The sequence below is a fragment of the Roseomonas sp. HF4 genome (genome assembly GCF_005222755.1).
Classification (GTDB): Bacteria; Pseudomonadota; Alphaproteobacteria; order Acetobacterales; family Acetobacteraceae; genus Neoroseomonas.
This window is the reverse complement of record NZ_STGD01000001.1, coordinates 397,726-415,771: the sequence shown is the minus strand read 5'-3', so window position 1 is coordinate 415,771 and position 18,046 is coordinate 397,726. Positions and strand designations below refer to the sequence as shown.

23 protein-coding genes, 1 other RNA gene and 1 pseudogene are annotated in these 18,046 nt (G+C 73.0%); 16 read left to right on the top strand and 9 right to left on the bottom strand.

Annotated elements, in window-relative coordinates; translation table 11 throughout:
* Positions 1 to 70: 70 nt before the first annotated feature.
* From E8M80_RS01995 to E8M80_RS26920, 5 genes are all read right to left on the bottom strand, one after another.
* On the bottom strand, positions 71 to 484 hold the full coding sequence (locus E8M80_RS01995; RefSeq protein WP_137123965.1) for a VOC family protein: 414 nt from the start codon (positions 482 to 484) through the stop codon (positions 71 to 73).
* Positions 481 to 1,125 carry a thiamine phosphate synthase gene (gene thiE, locus E8M80_RS01990; RefSeq protein WP_137123964.1) on the bottom strand — a complete coding sequence of 215 codons (645 nt, stop codon included), beginning with the start codon at positions 1,123 to 1,125 and terminating at the stop codon, positions 481 to 483. Before thiE ends, E8M80_RS01995 begins: the two co-directional genes overlap by 4 nt.
* Positions 1,122 to 1,589, bottom strand: coding sequence for a DUF4345 domain-containing protein (locus E8M80_RS01985; RefSeq protein ID WP_137123963.1), 468 nt, complete (start codon positions 1,587 to 1,589; stop codon positions 1,122 to 1,124). Before E8M80_RS01985 ends, thiE begins: the two co-directional genes overlap by 4 nt.
* A gap of 67 nt (positions 1,590 to 1,656) precedes the next feature.
* Positions 1,657 to 2,577 carry a class I fructose-bisphosphate aldolase gene (locus E8M80_RS01980; protein WP_137123962.1) on the bottom strand — a complete coding sequence of 307 codons (921 nt, stop codon included), beginning with the start codon at positions 2,575 to 2,577 and terminating at the stop codon, positions 1,657 to 1,659.
* 65 nt (positions 2,578 to 2,642) lie between these two features.
* On the bottom strand, positions 2,643 to 3,083 hold the full coding sequence (locus tag E8M80_RS26920; protein WP_206035544.1) for a hypothetical protein: 441 nt from the start codon (positions 3,081 to 3,083) through the stop codon (positions 2,643 to 2,645).
* Positions 3,084 to 3,191: 108 nt separating this feature from the next.
* Here E8M80_RS26920 and E8M80_RS01970 point away from each other — a divergent pair, with 108 nt between their 5' ends.
* The 5 genes from E8M80_RS01970 to E8M80_RS01950 all read left to right on the top strand — a co-directional run bounded on the left by E8M80_RS01970 (position 3,192) and on the right by E8M80_RS01950 (position 5,482).
* Positions 3,192 to 3,401 carry a hypothetical protein gene (locus E8M80_RS01970; RefSeq protein ID WP_137123961.1) on the top strand — a complete coding sequence of 70 codons (210 nt, stop codon included), beginning with the start codon at positions 3,192 to 3,194 and terminating at the stop codon, positions 3,399 to 3,401.
* The gene (locus E8M80_RS01965; RefSeq protein WP_137123960.1) at positions 3,401 to 3,742 is read left to right on the top strand and encodes a cell division protein ZapA; all 342 of its coding nucleotides are present in this window, start codon (positions 3,401 to 3,403) and stop codon (positions 3,740 to 3,742) included. The genes E8M80_RS01970 and E8M80_RS01965 overlap by 1 nt, the downstream gene beginning before the upstream one ends.
* A 9-nt stretch (positions 3,743 to 3,751) precedes the next feature.
* Positions 3,752 to 3,907: non-coding RNA, 6S RNA (gene ssrS, locus E8M80_RS01960), on the top strand.
* A gap of 163 nt (positions 3,908 to 4,070) precedes the next feature.
* Positions 4,071 to 4,664 carry a 5-formyltetrahydrofolate cyclo-ligase gene (locus E8M80_RS01955; RefSeq protein WP_170979146.1) on the top strand — a complete coding sequence of 198 codons (594 nt, stop codon included), beginning with the start codon at positions 4,071 to 4,073 and terminating at the stop codon, positions 4,662 to 4,664.
* Positions 4,661 to 5,482 carry a TIGR00282 family metallophosphoesterase gene (locus E8M80_RS01950; RefSeq protein WP_137123959.1) on the top strand — a complete coding sequence of 274 codons (822 nt, stop codon included), beginning with the start codon at positions 4,661 to 4,663 and terminating at the stop codon, positions 5,480 to 5,482. Before E8M80_RS01955 ends, E8M80_RS01950 begins: the two co-directional genes overlap by 4 nt.
* Here E8M80_RS01950 and E8M80_RS01945 read toward each other — a convergent pair.
* From E8M80_RS01945 to E8M80_RS01935, 3 genes are read right to left on the bottom strand one after another with little or no spacing between them, the layout of a single operon-like run.
* On the bottom strand, positions 5,457 to 6,974 hold the full coding sequence (locus E8M80_RS01945) for a tripartite tricarboxylate transporter permease (RefSeq protein ID WP_137123958.1): 1,518 nt from the start codon (positions 6,972 to 6,974) through the stop codon (positions 5,457 to 5,459). The two genes, E8M80_RS01950 and E8M80_RS01945, sit on opposite strands and share 26 nt — an antisense overlap.
* Before the next feature lies 1 nt (position 6,975).
* Positions 6,976 to 7,437 (bottom strand): hypothetical protein, encoded by a 462-nt coding sequence (locus E8M80_RS01940; protein WP_137123957.1) that lies wholly within the window; start codon positions 7,435 to 7,437, stop codon positions 6,976 to 6,978.
* 10 nt (positions 7,438 to 7,447) lie between these two features.
* Positions 7,448 to 8,455 carry a tripartite tricarboxylate transporter substrate binding protein gene (locus E8M80_RS01935; protein WP_240789849.1) on the bottom strand — a complete coding sequence of 336 codons (1,008 nt, stop codon included), beginning with the start codon at positions 8,453 to 8,455 and terminating at the stop codon, positions 7,448 to 7,450.
* 155 nt (positions 8,456 to 8,610) lie between these two features.
* Between E8M80_RS01935 and E8M80_RS01930 the strand changes: the two genes are divergently transcribed.
* Positions 8,611 to 9,402, top strand: coding sequence for an SDR family NAD(P)-dependent oxidoreductase (locus E8M80_RS01930; protein ID WP_137123956.1), 792 nt, complete (start codon positions 8,611 to 8,613; stop codon positions 9,400 to 9,402).
* A 94-nt stretch (positions 9,403 to 9,496) separates the two neighbouring features.
* On the opposite strand, the gene E8M80_RS01925 is transcribed toward E8M80_RS01930, so the two are convergent.
* Positions 9,497 to 10,129: an MSMEG_1061 family FMN-dependent PPOX-type flavoprotein gene (locus tag E8M80_RS01925; RefSeq protein WP_137123955.1), complete on the bottom strand. Its 633-nt coding sequence runs from the start codon at positions 10,127 to 10,129 to the stop codon at positions 9,497 to 9,499.
* A gap of 118 nt (positions 10,130 to 10,247) precedes the next feature.
* On the opposite strand from E8M80_RS01925, the gene E8M80_RS01920 reads away from it, so the two are divergent.
* The 10 genes and pseudogenes from E8M80_RS01920 to tolB all read left to right on the top strand — a co-directional run bounded on the left by E8M80_RS01920 (position 10,248) and on the right by tolB (position 18,005).
* A complete protein-coding gene (locus E8M80_RS01920; protein ID WP_137123954.1) occupies positions 10,248 to 11,000 on the top strand; it encodes a YebC/PmpR family DNA-binding transcriptional regulator in 753 nt (250 codons plus the stop codon).
* A 6-nt stretch (positions 11,001 to 11,006) separates the two neighbouring features.
* A pseudogene (locus E8M80_RS01915) lies at positions 11,007 to 11,375 on the top strand (YkvA family protein); the annotation flags it as partial.
* 38 nt (positions 11,376 to 11,413) lie between these two features.
* Positions 11,414 to 11,932 (top strand): crossover junction endodeoxyribonuclease RuvC, encoded by a 519-nt coding sequence (gene ruvC / locus E8M80_RS01910; RefSeq protein WP_137123952.1) that lies wholly within the window; start codon positions 11,414 to 11,416, stop codon positions 11,930 to 11,932.
* Positions 11,933 to 12,107: 175 nt separating this feature from the next.
* Positions 12,108 to 12,725, top strand: a complete 618-nt coding sequence (gene ruvA / locus E8M80_RS01905; RefSeq protein ID WP_137123951.1) for a Holliday junction branch migration protein RuvA — start codon at positions 12,108 to 12,110, stop codon at positions 12,723 to 12,725.
* Positions 12,722 to 13,780, top strand: coding sequence for a Holliday junction branch migration DNA helicase RuvB (gene ruvB, locus E8M80_RS01900; RefSeq protein WP_137123950.1), 1,059 nt, complete (start codon positions 12,722 to 12,724; stop codon positions 13,778 to 13,780). The genes ruvA and ruvB overlap by 4 nt, the downstream gene beginning before the upstream one ends.
* Positions 13,777 to 14,262: a YbgC/FadM family acyl-CoA thioesterase gene (locus E8M80_RS01895; protein ID WP_240789848.1), complete on the top strand. Its 486-nt coding sequence runs from the start codon at positions 13,777 to 13,779 to the stop codon at positions 14,260 to 14,262. Before ruvB ends, E8M80_RS01895 begins: the two co-directional genes overlap by 4 nt.
* Before the next feature lie 70 nt (positions 14,263 to 14,332).
* Entirely contained in the window at positions 14,333 to 15,076 is a 744-nt protein-coding gene (gene tolQ / locus E8M80_RS01890) for a protein TolQ (protein ID WP_137123949.1), read from the top strand.
* A 4-nt stretch (positions 15,077 to 15,080) separates the two neighbouring features.
* Positions 15,081 to 15,578 carry a protein TolR gene (gene tolR, locus E8M80_RS01885; protein WP_137123948.1) on the top strand — a complete coding sequence of 166 codons (498 nt, stop codon included), beginning with the start codon at positions 15,081 to 15,083 and terminating at the stop codon, positions 15,576 to 15,578.
* Positions 15,579 to 15,594: 16 nt separating this feature from the next.
* Positions 15,595 to 16,632 carry a hypothetical protein gene (locus tag E8M80_RS01880; protein WP_137123947.1) on the top strand — a complete coding sequence of 346 codons (1,038 nt, stop codon included), beginning with the start codon at positions 15,595 to 15,597 and terminating at the stop codon, positions 16,630 to 16,632.
* Complete coding sequence (gene tolB / locus E8M80_RS01875; protein ID WP_137123946.1) at positions 16,629 to 18,005, top strand: Tol-Pal system beta propeller repeat protein TolB; 1,377 nt, start codon at positions 16,629 to 16,631, stop codon at positions 18,003 to 18,005. The genes E8M80_RS01880 and tolB overlap by 4 nt, the downstream gene beginning before the upstream one ends.
* The last annotated feature ends 41 nt before the right edge of the window (positions 18,006 to 18,046 follow it).

Here is an 18,046-nt window from a genome sequence, read left to right as displayed (position 1 = left end):
GCGGGCCGCATTCGCGGCCTCGGCACGAGCCGAATTCTCGTGCCGTTGGCATCATCTTCCCGCGTCGCCTTCACCCCGACCGGGACATGTTCTCCGAGAACCGCACCAGGTAGCCGTCCGGGTCCTGCACGATGAATTGCCGCACCCGCACCGCGCCCGTGCCGACGCGGTAGGATTTCTCCTCCGGCGCCAGGAACAGCGGCCATCCGGCAGCGTCGAGCGCGGCCAGCAGCGGCGCGACCGAGGCGACCGCGATCTCGAGGTTCATGCCCCGCCCGAAGGGCGCCGCGAGCGGCGCCGCCACCCAGTCCCGCGTGCGGTCGATCGTATCGAGCATCACGCGCGCGCCGTCGCGCTCGATGCAGGCGAAGCCGTCCTCCGGCCGGTCGTACACCACGGCGAAGCCGAGCAGGCCGCACCAGAAGCTGAGGCTGGCCGCGAGGTCCGTGACCAGCAGTTCGGGCACCAGCGCCGGGCGGGTCATGCGGCGGCGATGGCGGCGTTCATCGCGCGCACGCCGGCCGCCGCACCCTCCGGATGGTTCCACACGGCGCCGACCACGGCCAGGAAATCGGCGCCCGCCTGCACCAGCGGCGCGCAGTTCGCGGCCGTGATGCCGCCGATCGCCACGCAGGGGATCTCCATCATCTCCGACCACCATTCGAGCAGGTCGGTGCCGGCGGTGTGCACCGTCTCCTTCGTGCCGGTCGGGAAGAAGGCGCCGAAGGCGACGTAGTCGGCGCCGATCTCGCCCGCTTCCATGGCGAGGTGGCGCGACGCGTGGCAGGTGATGCCGAGGATGCGGTCCTTCAGCAAAGCGCGCGCGCCGGCGTGGTCGCCATCCGTCTGGCCGAGATGCGCGCCGTCGCAGCCGAGGCGCAGGGCGAGCGCCGCGTCGTCGTTCAGGATGAAGGCGACGTCGCGCGCCTGGGCGACGGGCATCAGTGCCTCAGTCGCCTGCTTCACCTCGTCCGTCGTCGCGTCCTTCAGGCGGAGCTGCAGGCAGGCGACATCGCCGGCGTCGAGCGCGGCGGCGAGGGTGTCGCGGAAGGTGGCGGGGTCGAGGCGCGGCGGGGTGATGAGGTAGAGGCGGCACTTAGCCGCGGCGCCATCTCCGGTCGTCATGCCCGTCCTCCGCCCCGCGTCGCGCCGTCGCGACCGAGGGGCGCTTTCTGGCCGACCTCCCCGGCGCCGTCGAGCCCCGGCGGCGACGCCCCGGCCATGACGCGCCGCGCCCAGCGGGCCTGCGTCGCGAGCCAGAGTGCCGGGACGATGCCCAGTTCCATCGCCAGCGCCAGCACATGCGGGGCGGGCGGCGCGCCCTCGGCGGCCAGGCCCGCGAGCCGCGCCAGGCCGCCCAGCACCACCATGGCGCAGAGCGCCTCGAACAGCGGCCGCCTGCGGTCGAGCGCGCCGGCGCACCACCAGGCCAGCAGCCCGAGGCCGAGCAGCAGCCCCGACAAATAGCGCAGATGGCTGGCGGTTGCGGGCCCGGCGGCCTCGCCGAGGAAGCCGGGGCCGAGGATGGCGCCGCCGCCGCCGGCCATGATCGGCACGAGGGCGGCGAGGCGGATGGCGGCGGTGATCATGCCCGCCCTACGCGGGACGGGCGGCGGCGGATGCGGGCGCCCCGTCCGGTACGCCCGCGTCCGGTCGTCAGGCCTTGGTCTTGTAGACCTCGATCATGGAGGCGAGCAGCTTCAGCGCGTCCTCCTTCGGCCGCTGGAAGGCGTTGCGCCCGACGATGGAGCCGTTGCCGCCGCCGGCATGGATGGCGCGCACCTCGGCCAGCAGGGCGTCGGCGCCCTTGGCCTCGCCGCCCGAGAACACCACGAGGCGCCGGCCGTTGAAGCAGGCCTGCACGATGTGGCGGATGCGCGCCGCCATGTCGGCGCCGTCGATCTTGCGCTCGATGTAGACCTTCTTGGCGGCGTCGAGGGAGAGTGCCTCCATCGGCGGCTTCACCTTGATGATGTGGGCGCCCATGAGGGCCGCCATGTGCGCGGCATAGGCGCAGATGTCGAAGGCGGTCTCGCCCACCTTGTCCAGCATCGGGCCGCGCGGATAGGACCAGACCACGACGGCGAGGCCGACGGACTTCGCTTCCTCGGCGAGTTCGCGAAGCTCCTCCATCATCTCGAACTGATATTCGGAGCCCGGGTAGATGGTGAAGCCGATCGCCGAGCAGCCGAGGCGGAGCGCATCCGACACGGAGCCGGTCACGGCCTGGTCCTTGGTGGTGGACAGGCTGTTGCTGCTGTTCACCTTGAGGATGGTCGGGATGGCGCCGGCGAAGCTCGCGGCGCCGGCCTCGATCATGCCGAGCGGCGCGGCGTAGGCGTTGAGCCCCGCCTCGATCGCCAGCTCGAAATGGTAGTGCGGGTCATAGGCGGCGGGGTTGGGCGCGAAGGAGCGCGCGGGGCCGTGCTCGAAGCCCTGGTCCACCGGCAGGATGACCATGCGCCCGGTGCCGCCGAGCTTCCCCTGCATCAGGATGCGGGCGAGGTTAGCCTTGGTCCCGGGATTGTCGCTCTCATACCAGGAGAGGATTTCCTTCACGCGGCGGGTCAGCTTCATCGTGGCGTCCTTCCTTCGGGTGCGGTCTTGGCCGTGCCGCGCGATAACGCAGGCGGGCCGGCCTGTCACGGGGCCGGGGGTATCGCGCCGTCCTGTGGCGCTTCCGTGGCGAGCCAGGCGGCCAGGCGCGCAAGGTCGGCCCGGCGCCGGAGGTCCAGGCGGCCGAGGTCGAGCGCCCGCGGGCGTCCGGGCAGCAGGCGGGCGCCCGCTTCCGCCGCCGCGGCGGTGAGGGCGGGGAAGGCGGGGCAGGCGCCGTCCAGCACCACGATGGTGGCCCCGGCGCGCAGCGCTGCCAGCGCCGTGCCGGGCGCATCGGCGCAGTCGAGCGCGGCCGCCATCCGCCGGCCGGGATGGCGCCGCGACGCCTCGGCCGCCAGCGCCAGGAACCAGGCCGGCCCCGCAAAGCCCACCGCCCCGGGCGCCGAGAGCAGCAGCACGCCGCGCGGCCCGGCGGCGGCGAGCGCGGCCTCGGCCTGGTGCAGCCCGTGCACGGTCACCGCCGGCATGCTGAAGCGTTCTGTCACCGTTGACCCCGAGGCCCCTCTCTGCCAAGGCTTTCGGGTAGTCCCGCCGGTGCCTGCGGGGCAAGGGCATGACGAATCCCCAGGGGGCGGATGAGCGAGGCGGCGGACCCGGTGGCGGAGGCCACGACGCGACTGGAAGCGGCGGTTGACCGCCTGTCGCGCGCCCTGGCGGAACGGCCTCGGCCCGCGGCGCCCGAAGGCGCGGCGCCGGGTGTCGACCCCGCGGCCGTGGCGGCGCTGGCCGCGCGGCTCGACGCGACCATCGCGCGCCTGCGCAACGTGCTGGGCGAGGACGTCTGATGGCGCAGGTCACGGTCCGCGTCGGCGGCTATTCCCACCCGGTCGCCTGCCAGGACGGGCAGGAACGCCACCTGACCGAGATGGCGGCCGAGGTGGACCGCCGCATCGGCGCGCTCAAGGCCATGGGCATGCAGTTCGGCGAGACACGGATGCTGCTGCTGGCGGCGCTGCAACTGGCCGACGAGACGTCGGACCTGCAATCCGAGGTCTCGGCGCTCAAGGCCGGCGGCGCGGTGGCGGCGACGCCCGCGGCGCCCGCAACGGACCCGGCGCTGGCCGCGCGGCTGCTCCGCGTGGCGGAAGCGATCGAGAACATTGCAGCGACCCTCGAGGGCGCCTAGGTTCAGGTGGCGGGGCTGCCCGGTGCGCCCAGGCACTTCATCCCCGGGGCCAATGCACATCCTCCGGGAACTGGCTCTGTCCGGACCCTGGTCCGGGTACCTGGTGCCCACCTGCGAAAGCAGGCCTTGGGAGGATGAGACGCCAGCGGCCAGGGCGGCTCCGCACTTCAATTCCCGAGGCAGGGCCTCGGGAGATGGGTTTGTATCTCGCCACTTGTTTTGTGCCTCAGTCGCCGGCGCCGGCATCCGCCGGCTTGGCTTCCGCGCCGCGCGCTGTTGCGCCGCCGGTGCGGTCCGTCCGGACGCGGGTGTCGGGTGGTGATGCCGCATGAGTAACAGCGCTCCCTATTGCGACGTGCTGCTCGCCGAGATGAAGGCCGAGGCGCGACGCGTGGCGCTGGCGCGCCGCGCCGCGATCGACCCCGCCGGGGCCGGAGAGGCGCTCGCCGCCATCGTGCTGCGGGACTGCCCGCCGCCAGCGGGTGCCATGGTCTCCGCCTTCTGGCCGATGGGGCCCGAGATCGACGTCCGGCCGCTGCTGGATGCGCTGCACGCGCGCGGCCAGGCGCTCTGCCTGCCGGTGACGCCCAGGCGCGGGCAGCCGCTCCGGTTCCGGCGCTGGGCGCCGGGCGATGCGCTCGGCCACGGGCCCATGGGCACGCGCGAGCCGCTGCCCGCCGCGCCCGAGGTCGTGCCGGACTGGCTGCTCGTGCCGCTGCTCGCCTTCGACCGCGCGGGGCGGCGGCTCGGCTACGGCGGCGGCTACTACGACCGCACGCTGGCGGCGCTGCCGGGCGCCACCGCCATCGGGGTTGCCTATGCCGGCCAGGAGATGCAGGAGGTGCCGGCGGGGCCGAACGACATGCGCCTCGATCGCGTGGCGACGGAGACGGGCGTGGTGGTCTGCATGGGTCCGGCGTGAGGATCCTGTTCCTGGGCGACATCGTCGGGCGGTCCGGGCGGGACGCGGTGGTGGCCGCGCTGCCGGCGCTGCGGCGCGACCTGGCGCTCGACCTCGTGGTGGTGAACGCGGAGAACGCCTCGCACGGCTTCGGCCTGTCGCCCGAGATGGCGCGCGCGCTGTTCGCGGCCGGCGCGGACGTGCTGACGCTCGGCAACCACGCCTGGGACCGCAAGGAGATCATCCCCTACATCGAGGAGGAGCCGCGCCTGATCCGCCCGCTCAACTACCCGCCGGGCACGCCCGGGCGCGGCGTGGCGGTGGTCGAGGTGCCGGGCGGCCGCCACGCGCTGGTCGTGCAGGCGATGGGGCGGCTCTTCATGGAACCGCTCGACGACCCCTTCCGCGCCGTGCAGGCGGTGCTCGCGCAGCACAGCCTCGGCACGGGCGGCAGCGTGCAGGCGGCGGTGGTGGACATCCACGCGGAAGCCACCAGCGAAAAGCAGGCCATGGGCCATTCCTTCGACGGCCGCGCCAGCCTTGTCATCGGCACGCACACCCATGTGCCGACGGCCGATGCGCGCATCCTGCCCGGCGGCACCGCCTTCCAGTCCGATGCCGGCATGTGCGGCGACTACGACAGCGTGATCGGCATGGGCAAGGGCGGCGCGTCGATCCGCTTCTGGCGCAAGGTGCCCGCCGAGCGCCTGGCGCCGGCGGAAGGGGAGGCCACGGTCTGCGGGCTGTTCGTGGAGACCGACGACGCGACGGGCCTCGCGCGGCGCGCGGAGCCGCTGCGCATGGGCGGCGGCCTCAGCCCGGCGATGCCGCTGCCCTGAGGGCGCGCCGCTTCGCGAGGTCCCGTCGCAGCGAGAGTGCCAGCGACAGCACCATCAGCCCGAGGATGCCGAGCGCCCAGGGGTAGTCCAGCACGCGCCAGAGGTCGCCGCCCGCCAATTGCCAGGCGCGCAGCATCTCGGTCTCGATCAGCCGGCCGAGCAGCAGTCCGACCACCACGGCCGCCACCGGGAAGCCGTAGCGCGAGAGCAGCCAGCCCAGCACCGCGAAGACATAAAGCGTGATCGGCCCCGCGATCGAGCCCTCCATCGCGAAGGCGCCCATGGTCGAGACCACGAGCACCGACGGGATCAGGTAGCGCAGCGGCAGCCGCACGATGGTGCTGGCGCCATAGACGAAGATCGTGCCGACCACGACCAGCACCGCGGCCTGCGCGAAGTTCGACAGGATGATGGCGTAGACCACGTCCCGGCTCTGCTCCATGAAGCGCGGGCCGCCGATCACGTTGTGCATGGCGAAGGCGGCGAGCAGGATCGCCGTCGCGCCGCCGCCCGGGATGCCGAGCGCCAGCATGGTCGCCATCGAGCCGCCCTCGCTGCTGGAATTGGCCGATTCCGCGGCGATCACGCCCTTCACATTGCCCGTGCCGAAGGTCTCGGCGTCGGCCGAGGTGCGCCGCGTCTCCCCATAGGACAGCAGGTTCGCGATGGACGACCCGATGCCCGGCACCGCGCCCACGAAGACGCCGATCGCCGTGCCGCGGAGCAGCGTGACGGGGTTCTTCAGCACCATCGCGCCGCCGGCCAGGATGCGGCGCAGGCTGATGCCGCGGTCGCCCTCGGCTTCCACGATGAACTTCGCGTTCACCAGCGCGAACAACTGGCTCGCGGCCAGCAGCCCGACCATTGCGGGAATGGTGGGAATGCCATCCAGCAGCCAGGGGATGCCCATGTCGCCCCGCATGTAGCCCGCGGTGTTCATGCCCACCGTGCCGAACAGGATGCCGAGGCCCGCGGCGAACATCCCCTTGGACACGGAAGACCCGCCGATCGAGCCCAGCAGCACCATCCCCCAGATGCCGATCGCCGCCATCTCATATGGCCCGATGCGGAGCACGACCTCCGCCAGCGGCTGCACCAGCACGAGCAGGATCATGTAGGAGATCAGCACCCCGATGCAGGACGCGAACAGCGCCGCGCCCAGCGCCTCGTTGTGCTTCCCGGCCCGCGCCATCGGGTAGCCGTCGAAGGTGGTCGCGACGGCGGATGACGTGCCGGGGATGTTGATCAGCACCGCGGGAATGGAGCCGCCGAACCCGGCCCCGGTATAGACCGAGGTCAGGAAGATGATCGCCGGCAGGAATTCCATGTAGAGCGTCGCCGGCAGCACCAGCGCCATCGCCATCGAGACCGAGATCCCCGGCAGCGCGCCGAACACCAGCCCGATCAGCAGCCCGGGCACGACCCAGAGCCACGCGTCGAGCGAGCCGGCCAGCATCGCGACGGCCGAGCCGAAGGCGACGGTGTCGATCATCTCAGAGCACGCTGGTCGGGAAGGGGTAGGGGATCAGCAGGCGGAAGCCGTGGATCACCGCCAGCGTGAAGATCGGCGGGAACAGGATCAGCGCCGCCGGGTGCCGTTCGCCCCCGATGATCAGCCCGACAAGGACGAAGACGAGGATCGCGACGTCGTAGCCGACCTCCTCGAGCCCGAGGATGAACAGCCCGAAGGCCGCGACCATGCCGATCACGCGCGCGAGGTCGGCGCGGCTTTCGCGGGGCGCCGCAGGGTCGACGCGGCGCGTCACGCAGCCTGCGGCGAGCACGGCCCAGAGCCCGAGCACCAGCCAGGCCGTCGGCTGCAGCAGCAGCAGGTTCTGCGGGTCGCGCGAGACGCCGCGCGCCTCGACCACGAAGGCGAGCACGCCGGCCGCGATTGCCGTGACGAAGCCGAGCTCCGCCCAGGCGACCTGCCGGCGCGCCTCCCCCTGGGTCATGCGCCCTGTCTCAGCGCGAACGCAGCAGGTCGGCGTAGCGCTCCATCAGCGCGGCCGTCGCGAGATAGGCGCGGTTCGACGCCTCCGGCCCGTACCAGGTGGTGGCGAGCTGCTGGCCGCCCAGCGTCGTCACGCATTCGGGGTCCTTGGTCGCGCGCTCGATCGCCTGGAGCAGGATGCGGTAGCGCTCCGGCTGCGCGTCCACGAAGCGCTTCGACGTGACGAAGCCGCGCTGCGAGCCCTCGACGAATTGCGGCTCGAAGCCGGCGGCGCGGGCGTGGTCGGTCAGGATGGGGGTGTCGGGGTATTCGGAATCCTTGGCGTCCGTGAACATCAGCAGCGGGCGGATGCGGTCCTTGATGGGCAGGAAGCCTTCCCCGCCCACCAGCCCGACATCGACATGCCCGCCGGCCACCGCGTTGCGGGCAGGCCCGCCGCCGTCATAGGTCACGACGCGGACGGCCGAGCGGTCGATGCCGTGCGCCTGGCAGAACAGCGCGAAATTGATCAGGTCTGCCGAGGCCGGCTGCAGCCCGACCGAGAGGCTGCGTGGGTCGCGCTTCAGGCTGGCGACCACCTCGTCCACGCTCTGCGTCGGCTTGCCGGTGGCGCAGGCCATCAGCGTCAGGTCGCGCGACGGCAGGTTGATCATCCAGAAGTCGTCCGCCTTGTAGCGAGCGTTGCGCGTCAGGATGGAGACCGGGATGTAGGGGCCGGCGGAATGCACCATCACCATGTAGCCGTCGTCCGGCTGCTGCAGGAAGAAGGTGTTGCCGAGCACGGTGCCGCCGCCCGGGCGGTTCATCACCGTGACCGGCTGGCCGATGTGCTTCTGCACGAAGGGCGCCATCGCGCGCGCCAGCCGGTCATTGTAGCCGCCGGTCGCGAAGGGCACGAGGATCGTGAGCGGGCGGTCGGGGTAGGCCTGCGCATGCGCGGCGGGCGCGGCCAGGGCGAGGCCCGTGCCGGCGGCAAGCAGCGCGCGGCGACGGAGCATGGGCGTCCCGGTGGCGGTCATTCTGGTTCGTCTCCCGTCTTGTCCCTGCTCACGGCGGCGCCGCGGCTGGAAGTGCGGGCAAGTAGACGCCGCTTCACGGCGCCGTCAACGGGGCGGCTTGATCGCGGCGGCGCGCTTCAGCATGGTCCGCGGCCTTGTGGATGGGGGAGGACGCGGTGGATCTCGGCTTTCAGGGACGGCGGGTGCTGGTGGTCGGCGCCTCCGCCGGCATCGGCTTCGCGACGGCGGAACTGCTGGCGCAGGACGGCGCGGAGGTGATGATCGCGTCGCGCGATCCGGCCGGCATCGCGGCGGCGGCCGAGCGCATCGGCGCCGCCACCGGCCGGCGCCCCGCACATGCGGTGGCGGACATCACCACCGAGGACGGCGCGGACCGGCTGCTGGCCGAGGTCGCGTCGCGCTGGGGCGCGCTCGATGCGCTGGTGGACGCGGTCGGTGGTTCGATCCGGTCGGGCTTCGAGGCGCTGAGCGACGCGGACTGGATCGGCAACTACACCTTCAACGTGCTGAGCGCCGTGCGCGTGGTGCGGGCGTCGCTGCCGCTGCTGCGCAAGGGCAGGGCACCCTCGGTCGTGCTGCTGGGCGCCGCGGCGTCGCGCATGCCCTATCCGAACCAGGTGGTGTCGAACGTCCACAAGGCCGGGCTGCTAGGCCTGACCAAGACGCTGGCCGGCGAATACGCGGCCGAGGGCATCCGCGTGAACTGCGTGGCACCTGGCCGCACGCTGACGCGGCTCTGGACCGACCGCGCGGCGAAGATGGCGGCCGAGCGCAACGTGACCGCCGAGGCGGTGATCGCGGAATTCGCGCACGAGATCCCGCTCGGCCGCTTCGGCGCGCCGGAGGAGGTGGCGGCGATGGTGGTCTGGCTGAGCAGCCCGCGCGCGGGGTACGTGACGGGGCAGACCGTCAACGTGGATGGCGGGATCGCGAGGGGGTTGCTGTAGGAAGGTGGGGGGAGGGGAACCTCCCCCGAGCCCCCTCCCTTCCTTGGCATTTGGCGCCGGTGCTGCACGGGGGTGCGGGATTCTCCCCCCGCCTTCAATACATCGTCTGGTTCAGCCGTTCCGGCGCCTCTCGGTCGTAGTCGGCCGCATCCACCTGGCCGTCCGCACGATGCGCGGCGATCAGTTGCCCCATGGTCGGCAGCGCTTCCGGCCGCGGCGTGCCGCCCCAGAGGCGCGATCGCATGATCGACTTCGCGCATTGCATGAAAAGCTCCTCCACGCGCACCGCCAGCACCGTGGCCGGCGCCTTGCCGCGCTCGACGAAGCGGGACGTCAGCGCCGGGTCGGCCGTGATGCGCGCGCGCCCGTGCACGCGCAGCACCTCCGACGCGCCGGGGACGAAGAAGATGACGGAGACGCGCGGGTCCTCGAGGATATCGCGCAGCGCGTCCAGCCGGTTGTTGCCGCGCCGGTCCGGCAGCAGCAGCGTGCCGTCGGGCTCGACCGCGCAGAAGCCCGGCGCGTCGCCGCGTGGCGTCGCATGCACGCCGCGCGCGCCGACGGTGGACAGAATGCAGAAGGGGGAGGCGGCGATCCAGGCGCGCGCGGTCGCCTCGATCCGGTGCGTGACCTTCTTGAGCGGGCCCTCGAGCGGGGCGTCGTAGAGTTCGCGCAGCCGGGCCTCGGTGGTCACGGCGAAGGGGTCGGGGGCGGCATGGGTGTCCATGGGCGCAGTCTGGCCCGGCCTGTGGCCGGTCCGCCAGCCCCATGCTTGCCCCCGGACGCGGGCGGCGGCTAGAAGCCCCGCACCCCCGATCACCGGATTTCGAGAGAGAGAAGCGGCCATGGCCGGCCATTCGCACGCCAAGAACGTCATGCACCGCAAGGCCGCCCAGGGCGCCAAGCGCGCCCAGGCCTTCGGCAAGCTGATCCGCGAGATCACGGTCTCGGCCAGGATGGGCCTGCCGGACCCGGCGATGAACCCGCGGCTGCGCGCGGCCGTGAAGGCGGCCCTGACCGCCAACATGACGCGCGAGACGATCGACCGCGCCATCAAGCGCGCGTCGGAGGCCGGCCAGGGCGAGGGCTACGAGGAAGTGCGCTACGAGGGCTACGGCCCGCACGGCATCGCCATCATCGTCGAGGCGCTCACGGACAACCGCAACCGCACCGGCGGCGACCTGCGCTCGATGTTCGGCAAGCATGGCGGCGCGCTCGGCGAGACCAACTCCGTCGCCTTCCAATTCGAGCGCAAAGGCGTCGTGCGCTACAAGGCCGAGGCCGCGACCGCCGACGCCATGCTCGACGCCGCCATCGAGGCCGGCGCCGGGGATGTCGAGAGCGACGCCGAGGGCCACGAGGTGTCCTGCTCGGTCGAGGATTTCGCCGCCGTGCGCGACGCGCTGGAAGCGCGCTTCGGGGAAGCGCAGGAAGCGAAGCTCGAATGGTGGCCGACCACCACCATCGACCTCGACGAGGACCGCGCGCGCGACGTGCTGAAGCTGGTGGACGCGCTGGATGACCACGACGACGTGCAGGTGGTGACGGCCAATTTCGAGGTGGACGCGGCGGCAGCCGAGCGGCTTTCGGCGGCCTGAGGCGTCGTGCTCGCGCGCCTGGAGCGCTGGGCGCGGGCGGTCAGGCGCGACGTCCATGCGCTGTGGTTCGCGGCGCGGGACCCGCGCACGCCCTGGTACGCGAAGGGCCTCGCCGTCGCCGTCGCGGCCTATGCGCTCTCGCCCATCGACCTGATCCCGGACTTCGTGCCGGTGCTGGGCTACCTCGACGACGCGATCCTGCTGCCGCTCGGCATCCTGCTCGCCATCCGGCTGGTGCCGGCCGAGGTGCTGCTGGAATGCCGCGCGCGCGCCGAGGCCGCGGCCGCGCGGCCCGTCAGCCGGGCGGGCGCGGCCGCCATCGTCGCGCTCTGGGTCGCGGCCGCCGCGGGATGCGCCTGGTGGTTGCTCGGCTGAGCGCCCCCGCGCGCCGCATCTGCTAGAACCCCCGCGCCATGACGCGGCGCCCGATTCGCATCCTCGGCCTCGATCCCGGCCTCCAGCACACCGGCTGGGGGCTGATCGAACACGACGGCTTCCGCCTGCGCTTCCTGGCCGAGGGCGTGATCTCGACCACCCCGGCCGAGGAACTGCCCGACCGGCTGCTCGCGCTGCATCGGGGCCTCGCCGCCGTGATCGACCTGCACGTGCCCGAGGAAGCCGCGGTCGAGAACACCTATGTCGCGCGCAACCCCGACAGCGCGCTCAAGCTCGGCCAGGCGCGCGGCGTCGTGGTGCTGGCGCCGGCGCTGGCGGGCCTTGCCGTCGCGCAATACGGCGCGATGGAAGTGAAGCGCGCCGTCGTGGGCAACGGCCACGCGGCGAAGGACCAGGTGCAGGCGATGGTGCGCCACCTGCTGCCCGGCGTGACGTTCAAGCGCGCGGATGCGGCGGATGCGCTGGCCGTCGCGATCTGCCACGCGCATCACCGGCAGTCGCGGGCGGCGCTGGCGCGCGGGTATCAGCCGGCATGAACCCGATGCGCGCCACCGGAGGGGCGCTGCCCCTCCGGACCACCCCGCCAGAGGCCGAAAGGCCTCTGGACACCATCCTTTGGCGCCAGGTGCCAGGTGTCGGTTTCCAAAGGCCCCTCCGCCTTTGGTGGGGTGAGGTCCGGAGAGGGGCAAGGCCCCTCTCTGGTCGCCTGCCATGATCGGCGCCCTCAAGGGCCGCGTGGACAGCACGCATGACGGCGGCTGCGTGCTGGACGTGAACGGCGTCGGCTATCTCGTCGCCTGCTCGCGTAAGACGCTCGATGCCCTGTCGGGCCGCGACAGCGTGCACCGCCTGCTGGTGGAAACCCGCGTCAGCCAGGATGCCATCACCCTCTATGGCTTCGCCGACGCCGCGGAGCGCGAGGCCTTCCGCGCCCTGATCGAGGTCAAGACCGTCGGCCCGCAGAAGGCGCTGATCGTGCTCTCCTCCCTCACGCCCGAGGGGCTCGCGCGCGCCATCGCGGGCAAGGAACGCAAGCGCCTGTCGGAGGTGAAGGGCCTCGGCGCCGCGACGGCCAACCGCATCGTCGACGAGCCCGCGATGCAGAAATGGGCTGTCGGCCGCGCAACGCCCGAGGCCGACGGCACCGGCGCGCTCGACGTCGCGGCGGCGGCGGGGGGCGTGGAGGCCGATGCCGTCTCGGCGCTCGTCAACCTCGGCTGGAAGCAGCCGCAGGCGGCGGCCGCCATCGCGCGCGCGGGCAAGCGCCTGGGTGAGGGTGCCACGCTCGATGCGCTGATCCGCGACGGGCTGAAGGAGATGGCGCGATGACCCCGCCGCCCTCCGGCGGGGCAGGCGAGCGCCTGACCGACCCCGAGCGCCAGGACGACGACTACGGCGAGCACGCGCTCCGGCCGCAGGTGCTCGCCGACTTCACCGGGCAGCGGGCGCTCAGGGACAATCTCGGCGTCTTCATCGCCGCCGCGCGTGCGCGCGCCGAGCCGATGGACCACGTGCTGTTCCACGGGCCGCCCGGCCTCGGCAAGACCACGTTGGCGCAGATCGTGGCGCGGGAGTTGGGCGTGGGCTTCCGCGCGACCTCGGGCCCCGTGCTGCAGCGCTCGGGCGACCTCGCCGCCATCCTGACCAACCTGCAGCCGCGCGACGTGCTGTTCGTGGATGAGATCCACCGGCTGCAGCCCGCCATCGAGGAAACCCTCTATCCCGCGATGGAGGATTTCTGCCTCGACCTCATCATCGGGGAGGGGCCGGCGGCGCGCACGGTGCGCATCGACATCCCGCCCTTCACGCTGATCGGCGCGACCACGCGCGCGGGGCTGCTGGCGACGCCCTTGCGCGACCGCTTCGGCATCCCGCTCCGGCTCGTGTTCTACACGGCGGAGGAGTTGCACGGCATCGTCGCGCGCGGCGCGCGCAAGCTCGGCTTCGCGCTGTCGGACGACGGCGCGCTGGAAATCGCGAAGCGATCCCGCGGCACGCCCCGCATCGCGGGCCGGCTGCTGCGCCGCATCCGCGACTTCGCGATGGTCGAGGACCGCGCCGCCGACCGCGCCATGGTCGATGCCGCGCTGCACCGGCTCGAGGTCGATGCGCTCGGCCTCGACGCCATGGACCGCCGTTACCTCCGGCGCATCGCCGAGCATCACGGCGGCGGCCCCGTTGGGATCGAGACCCTGGCGGCCGCGCTGGCGGAAGGCCGCGACACACTCGAGGAAGTGGTCGAGCCCTTCCTCATCCAGGAAGGCCTGGTGCTGCGCACGCCGCGCGGGCGGATGCTGGGGGAGGCCGGCTGGCGCCACCTCGGATTCGCGCCGCCGGCCGGCATGTCGGCCCAGCTCGACCTGCTGCCGGACAATGATTCGTGAGCACCTCCGCGCCATCGGCGAAGGACCTGGTGCACCGTTTCAACCTGCGCGTGTATTTCGAGGACACGGATGCGGGCGGCATGGCCTATCACGCCCGGTATCTGCACTGGGCCGAGCGCGCGCGGACGGAATCCTTGCGTGCCATTGGGTTGCCACACAATCTGATGATAGAACGTCATCGCGCGCTGCTCGTGGTGCGGCGCGTCGAAGTGGAGTATCTGCGCCCCGCCCGGCTGGATGACGGGGTGGTGGTGGAGACCGCCATCCGGCGGGTGACCGGCGCCCAGATCCTGCTCGACCAGACCGTCCGCATGGCGGAGGAAGGGCCGGGCACACCGGGCGACCGACTCGCGGCGCTCCGGGTCGGCCTGGTTTCGGTCGGCCAGGACAGCCTGAGGCCGGTGCCGCTGCCGGAACCCTGGCGGTCGGTGCTGAAGGGGCTGGTCCTGCCGGAGGCGGCAGGGGCGGCGCCCGCAAGGTAAGGATGGCGGCCGCGGCCGCCGGCGCCCGCGACGGAACAAGGAACGTCGGGGCGAGGCAAGGAGATCAGGCGTGGACAGCAGCGTGACCGCCCAGGCGCTCGGGGCAGCGGCGCACGACCTTTCCCTCTGGGGGCTCTTCCTCCAGGCGGACTGGGTGGTGAAGGCCGTCATGATCGGCTTGCTGGTCGCCAGCATCTGGGTCTGGGCGATCGTCTTCGACAAGGTCACGGGCATCCGGCGCGCGAACCGCGCGGCCGATGCCTTCGAGGACCGCTTCTGGTCGGGCGGCAGCCTCGACGACCTCTATGCGCGCGAGGGGGAGGAACCCACCCATCCGCTGGCCGCCGTGTTCGGCGCGGCGATGCGCGAATGGCGCCGGAGCGCCGGGCAGGGCAGCGTCCTCGGCGGCGCGCGCGAACGCGTGGAGCGCGCCATGGGCGTGACCATCGGGCGGGAGATGGAGCGGCTGGAACGCTGGATGGTGTTCCTGGCCTCCGTCGGGTCGGTGGCCCCCTTCGTCGGCCTGTTCGGCACGGTCTGGGGCATCATGAATTCCTTCACCGCCATCGCGGGGATGCAGAACACCAACCTTGCCGTGGTCGCCCCCGGCATCGCCGAGGCACTGTTCGCCACCGCCATCGGCCTGATCGCGGCCATCCCGGCGGTGCTCGCGTACAACAAGCTCAACACCGACCTCGCGCGCTTCGCCGCAAGGCTGGAAAGCTTCGCGACCGAATTCGGCGCCATCCTGTCCCGCCAGACCGAGGTCGCGGCGAACGACACCGCGGCACCGGCCGCGAGCGCGGCGGAATAACGAAATGGCCGGCGCGCTGAACGGCGGCGGGCGGGACCGGCGGTCCCGCTATCGCCCGATGGCCGAGATCAACGTGACGCCGCTGGTCGACGTCATGCTCGTGCTGCTCATCATCTTCATGGTGGCCGCGCCGCTGATGACGGTGGGCGTGCCGGTGGACCTGCCGCGCACCGCGGCCTCCCCGATCAACCAGGAAACCGAGCCGCTGACCATCAGCGTGAACCCCGAGGGGCGCGTCTTCCTGCAGGAGACCGAGGTGTCGACCGAGGAACTGGTGCCGCGGCTGCGCGCCATCGTCGGCCAGCAGCCGCAGGGCCAGCCGGAACGGCGCATCTTCGTGCGCGGCGACCGCGCCATCGCCTATGGCCGCGTGATGGAGGTGATGGGCATCATCGCCGCGGCCGGCTTCACCCGCGTGGCGCTGCTGGCCGAGCAGCCGGCCGGCGCCGCGACCGCCCCCGCAGCCCCGCGCCGCCCGGCCGCCGGGCAGCCGCGCGGCTGAGGCAGGAGGCGGCGGGGTGATCGCTCCCCCCCGGCCCGACGGCTCCCGGCTTCATCGCTGGGCGGCCGTCTCGGGGGTGCTGCACGTGACGATCCTCGCGGTCGGCGCGTTGTTCGCGCTCGCCCGGCCGATCCCGGAACCGGTCGAGCAGGGCATCGCGGTCGAACTCGTCTCGCCCGGGCCGCCGCTGCTGGCCCAGGCCGACGTGCCGAGCCCGACCCCCGCGCCGCCCGCCCCCGACGCGCCCGAGACGCCGCCGACGCCCGAGCCCCCGGCGCCCGAGCCGCCACGCGACCGGCCGGCCGAACCGCCCCCGCCGCCACCACCGCCGCCGCCCGCCCCGGCGCCCGCCCCGGCGCAGCCGACGCCCGACCGCGCGCCGCCGACGCCGCCCGCGCCGCCCCCGGCGCCGACGCCCGAGCCCACGCCCGCGCCGCGCCAGACCCAGCCCGTGCCGCCGCCACCCGTGCCGCCGCCGCCCCAGCAGCAGCAGGCGGCCGCGCCGCCGCGGCCCGACCCGCCGCTGCCCCTGCCGCCCACGCCCACGCCCCCGCCGCCCGAGCCCGCGCAGCAGGCCGGCACCGGCCAGACGCCGCCCGTGGCGCGGCCGCAGGACCGCAGCCAGTCGGTGCTCAACACGCTCGAGCGCCTGCGCACCACGCAGCAGCAGGACCGCCCGCCGCAGGCGCGGCCCAACCCCTCTGGCGCGCCGCGCCAGGGCGGCGGCAGCCCGACCGGCACGGCGGCGCTGACGCAGGGCGAGATCCGCGGCCTTGCGGACCAGATCGCGGAATGCTGGAACGTCGACCGCGGCATGCTCGGGCTCGACCAGATCGTGGTCGAACTCCGCGTCACGCTCGACAGCCAGGGCGTGGTGCGCAATGTCGTGCCGAACGGGGCGCCGCCCGCCGACCCGCGCGCGCGTTCGGTGTACGAATCGGCGCGCCGTGCCCTTATGTCGCCGCAGTGCAACCCGCTCCGCGTGCCGCCGGCCAAGTACCAGACCGTCATGGCTTCGATCTTCCGCTTCAACCCGAGGGGCCTCGTGCGATGAACCCTGCCTCCCCCTTCGCCCCCACGCGGCGCCGCGTGCTGCTCGGCGCGGGCGCCGGGCTCGTGGCGCCCGGCATCATGGCCGTGCCGCTGCCCGCCGCCGCCCAGGCTCCCGCGGGCGCCGTGATCGACGTGATGCGCGCGCGCACCGACCCGATCCCGGTCGCGGTCCCGGACCTGGCCGGCACCGGCGAGGCCGCCCGCGTCGGCCGCGACATCGCCCGCGTCGTGCAGGCCAACCTTCGCAATTCCGGGCTGTTCCGCCCGGTGGACCGTGCGGCCTTCATCCAGACCGCCGAGAGCGCGGCCCAGACGCCGCGCTTCCAGGACTGGCGCCTGATCGGTGCGCAGGCGCTGGTGACCGGCCGCGTGCTGGAACAGGGCGGCGGGCTGCGCGTCGAGTTCCGCCTCTGGGACGTGCTGCCCGAGACGCAGCTGCAGGGCACCGCCTTCTCGGCGCCGGCGGCCAACTGGCGGCGCATCGCGCACCTGATCTCGGACGTGATCTACGAACGCCTGCTGGGCGAGAAGGGCTATTTCGACACGCGCGTCGTCTATGTGAGCGAGACCGGGCCGCGCGACCGGCGCACGCGCCGCCTCGCCATCATGGACCAGGACGGGGAGAACCACCGCTACCTGACCGACGGGCGCTTCAGCGCCCTGACGCCGCGCTTCCACCCCTCGGCCGACCGGATCGCCTTCATGTCGTACCAGGACCGCGGCCAGCCGCGCGTCGTGCTGTTCGACATCGGCTCGGGCCGGCAGCAGGTGCTGGGCAACTTCCCCGGCATGACGCTCTCGCCCCGCTTCGCGCCGGATGGAAACGCGGTCGTGCTCTCGGCCATGCGTGGGGGGGATGCCAACATCTACGTGGTCGACCTCGGCAGCCGGAGCGAGCGGCAGCTGACCAGCGGCGGCGGGCTCGACGTCTCCCCCTGTTTCTCCCCCGACGGGACGCAGGTCGTGTTCAATTCCGACCGCGGCGGCGACCAGCAACTTTACGTGATGAGCGCCTCGGGCGGGTCGCCGCGGCGGATCTCCTTCGGCAACGGACGCTACGCGACGCCCGTCTGGTCGCCGCGCGGCGACCTCATCGCCTTCACCCGATTCGGCCGCGGCGGCTTCGCCATCGGCGTGATGCGCCCGGACGGCTCGGGGGAGCGGATCCTCTCGGAAGGCTGGGCCATGGAAGGCCCGACCTTCGCGCCGAACGGCCGCGTGCTGATGTTCCACCGCGAGACGCGCGCCACGGATTCGCGCGGCGGCGGATATTCCGCGCGCATCGTCTCGATCGACATCGCCGGCTTCAACGAGCGCCCGGTGCCGACGCCGACCGATGCGACCGACCCCGCCTGGTCGCCCCTGCTGTCCTGATGCGCCGCGGGCCCGCGCTTGACCCTGCCCGCGGCGAGTGC

Coding starts and splice junctions, on each gene's coding strand:
- E8M80_RS01995 (WP_137123965.1), bottom strand. CDS start 484: ATGACCCGCCCGGCGCTGGTGCCCGAACTGCTGGTCACGGACCTCGCG.
- thiE (WP_137123964.1), bottom strand. CDS start 1,125: ATGACGACCGGAGATGGCGCCGCGGCTAAGTGCCGCCTCTACCTCATC.
- E8M80_RS01985 (WP_137123963.1), bottom strand. CDS start 1,589: ATGATCACCGCCGCCATCCGCCTCGCCGCCCTCGTGCCGATCATGGCC.
- E8M80_RS01980 (WP_137123962.1), bottom strand. CDS start 2,577: ATGAAGCTGACCCGCCGCGTGAAGGAAATCCTCTCCTGGTATGAGAGC.
- E8M80_RS26920 (WP_206035544.1), bottom strand. CDS start 3,083: ATGCCGGCGGTGACCGTGCACGGGCTGCACCAGGCCGAGGCCGCGCTC.
- E8M80_RS01970 (WP_137123961.1), top strand. CDS start 3,192: ATGAGCGAGGCGGCGGACCCGGTGGCGGAGGCCACGACGCGACTGGAA.
- E8M80_RS01965 (WP_137123960.1), top strand. CDS start 3,401: ATGGCGCAGGTCACGGTCCGCGTCGGCGGCTATTCCCACCCGGTCGCC.
- E8M80_RS01955 (WP_170979146.1), top strand. CDS start 4,071: ATGAGTAACAGCGCTCCCTATTGCGACGTGCTGCTCGCCGAGATGAAG.
- E8M80_RS01945 (WP_137123958.1), bottom strand. CDS start 6,974: ATGATCGACACCGTCGCCTTCGGCTCGGCCGTCGCGATGCTGGCCGGC.
- E8M80_RS01940 (WP_137123957.1), bottom strand. CDS start 7,437: ATGACCCAGGGGGAGGCGCGCCGGCAGGTCGCCTGGGCGGAGCTCGGC.
- E8M80_RS01935 (WP_240789849.1), bottom strand. CDS start 8,455: ATGACCGCCACCGGGACGCCCATGCTCCGTCGCCGCGCGCTGCTTGCC.
- E8M80_RS01925 (WP_137123955.1), bottom strand. CDS start 10,129: ATGGACACCCATGCCGCCCCCGACCCCTTCGCCGTGACCACCGAGGCC.
- E8M80_RS01920 (WP_137123954.1), top strand. CDS start 10,248: ATGGCCGGCCATTCGCACGCCAAGAACGTCATGCACCGCAAGGCCGCC.
- ruvC (WP_137123952.1), top strand. CDS start 11,414: ATGACGCGGCGCCCGATTCGCATCCTCGGCCTCGATCCCGGCCTCCAG.
- ruvA (WP_137123951.1), top strand. CDS start 12,108: ATGATCGGCGCCCTCAAGGGCCGCGTGGACAGCACGCATGACGGCGGC.
- ruvB (WP_137123950.1), top strand. CDS start 12,722: ATGACCCCGCCGCCCTCCGGCGGGGCAGGCGAGCGCCTGACCGACCCC.
- tolR (WP_137123948.1), top strand. CDS start 15,081: ATGGCCGGCGCGCTGAACGGCGGCGGGCGGGACCGGCGGTCCCGCTAT.
- tolB (WP_137123946.1), top strand. CDS start 16,629: ATGAACCCTGCCTCCCCCTTCGCCCCCACGCGGCGCCGCGTGCTGCTC.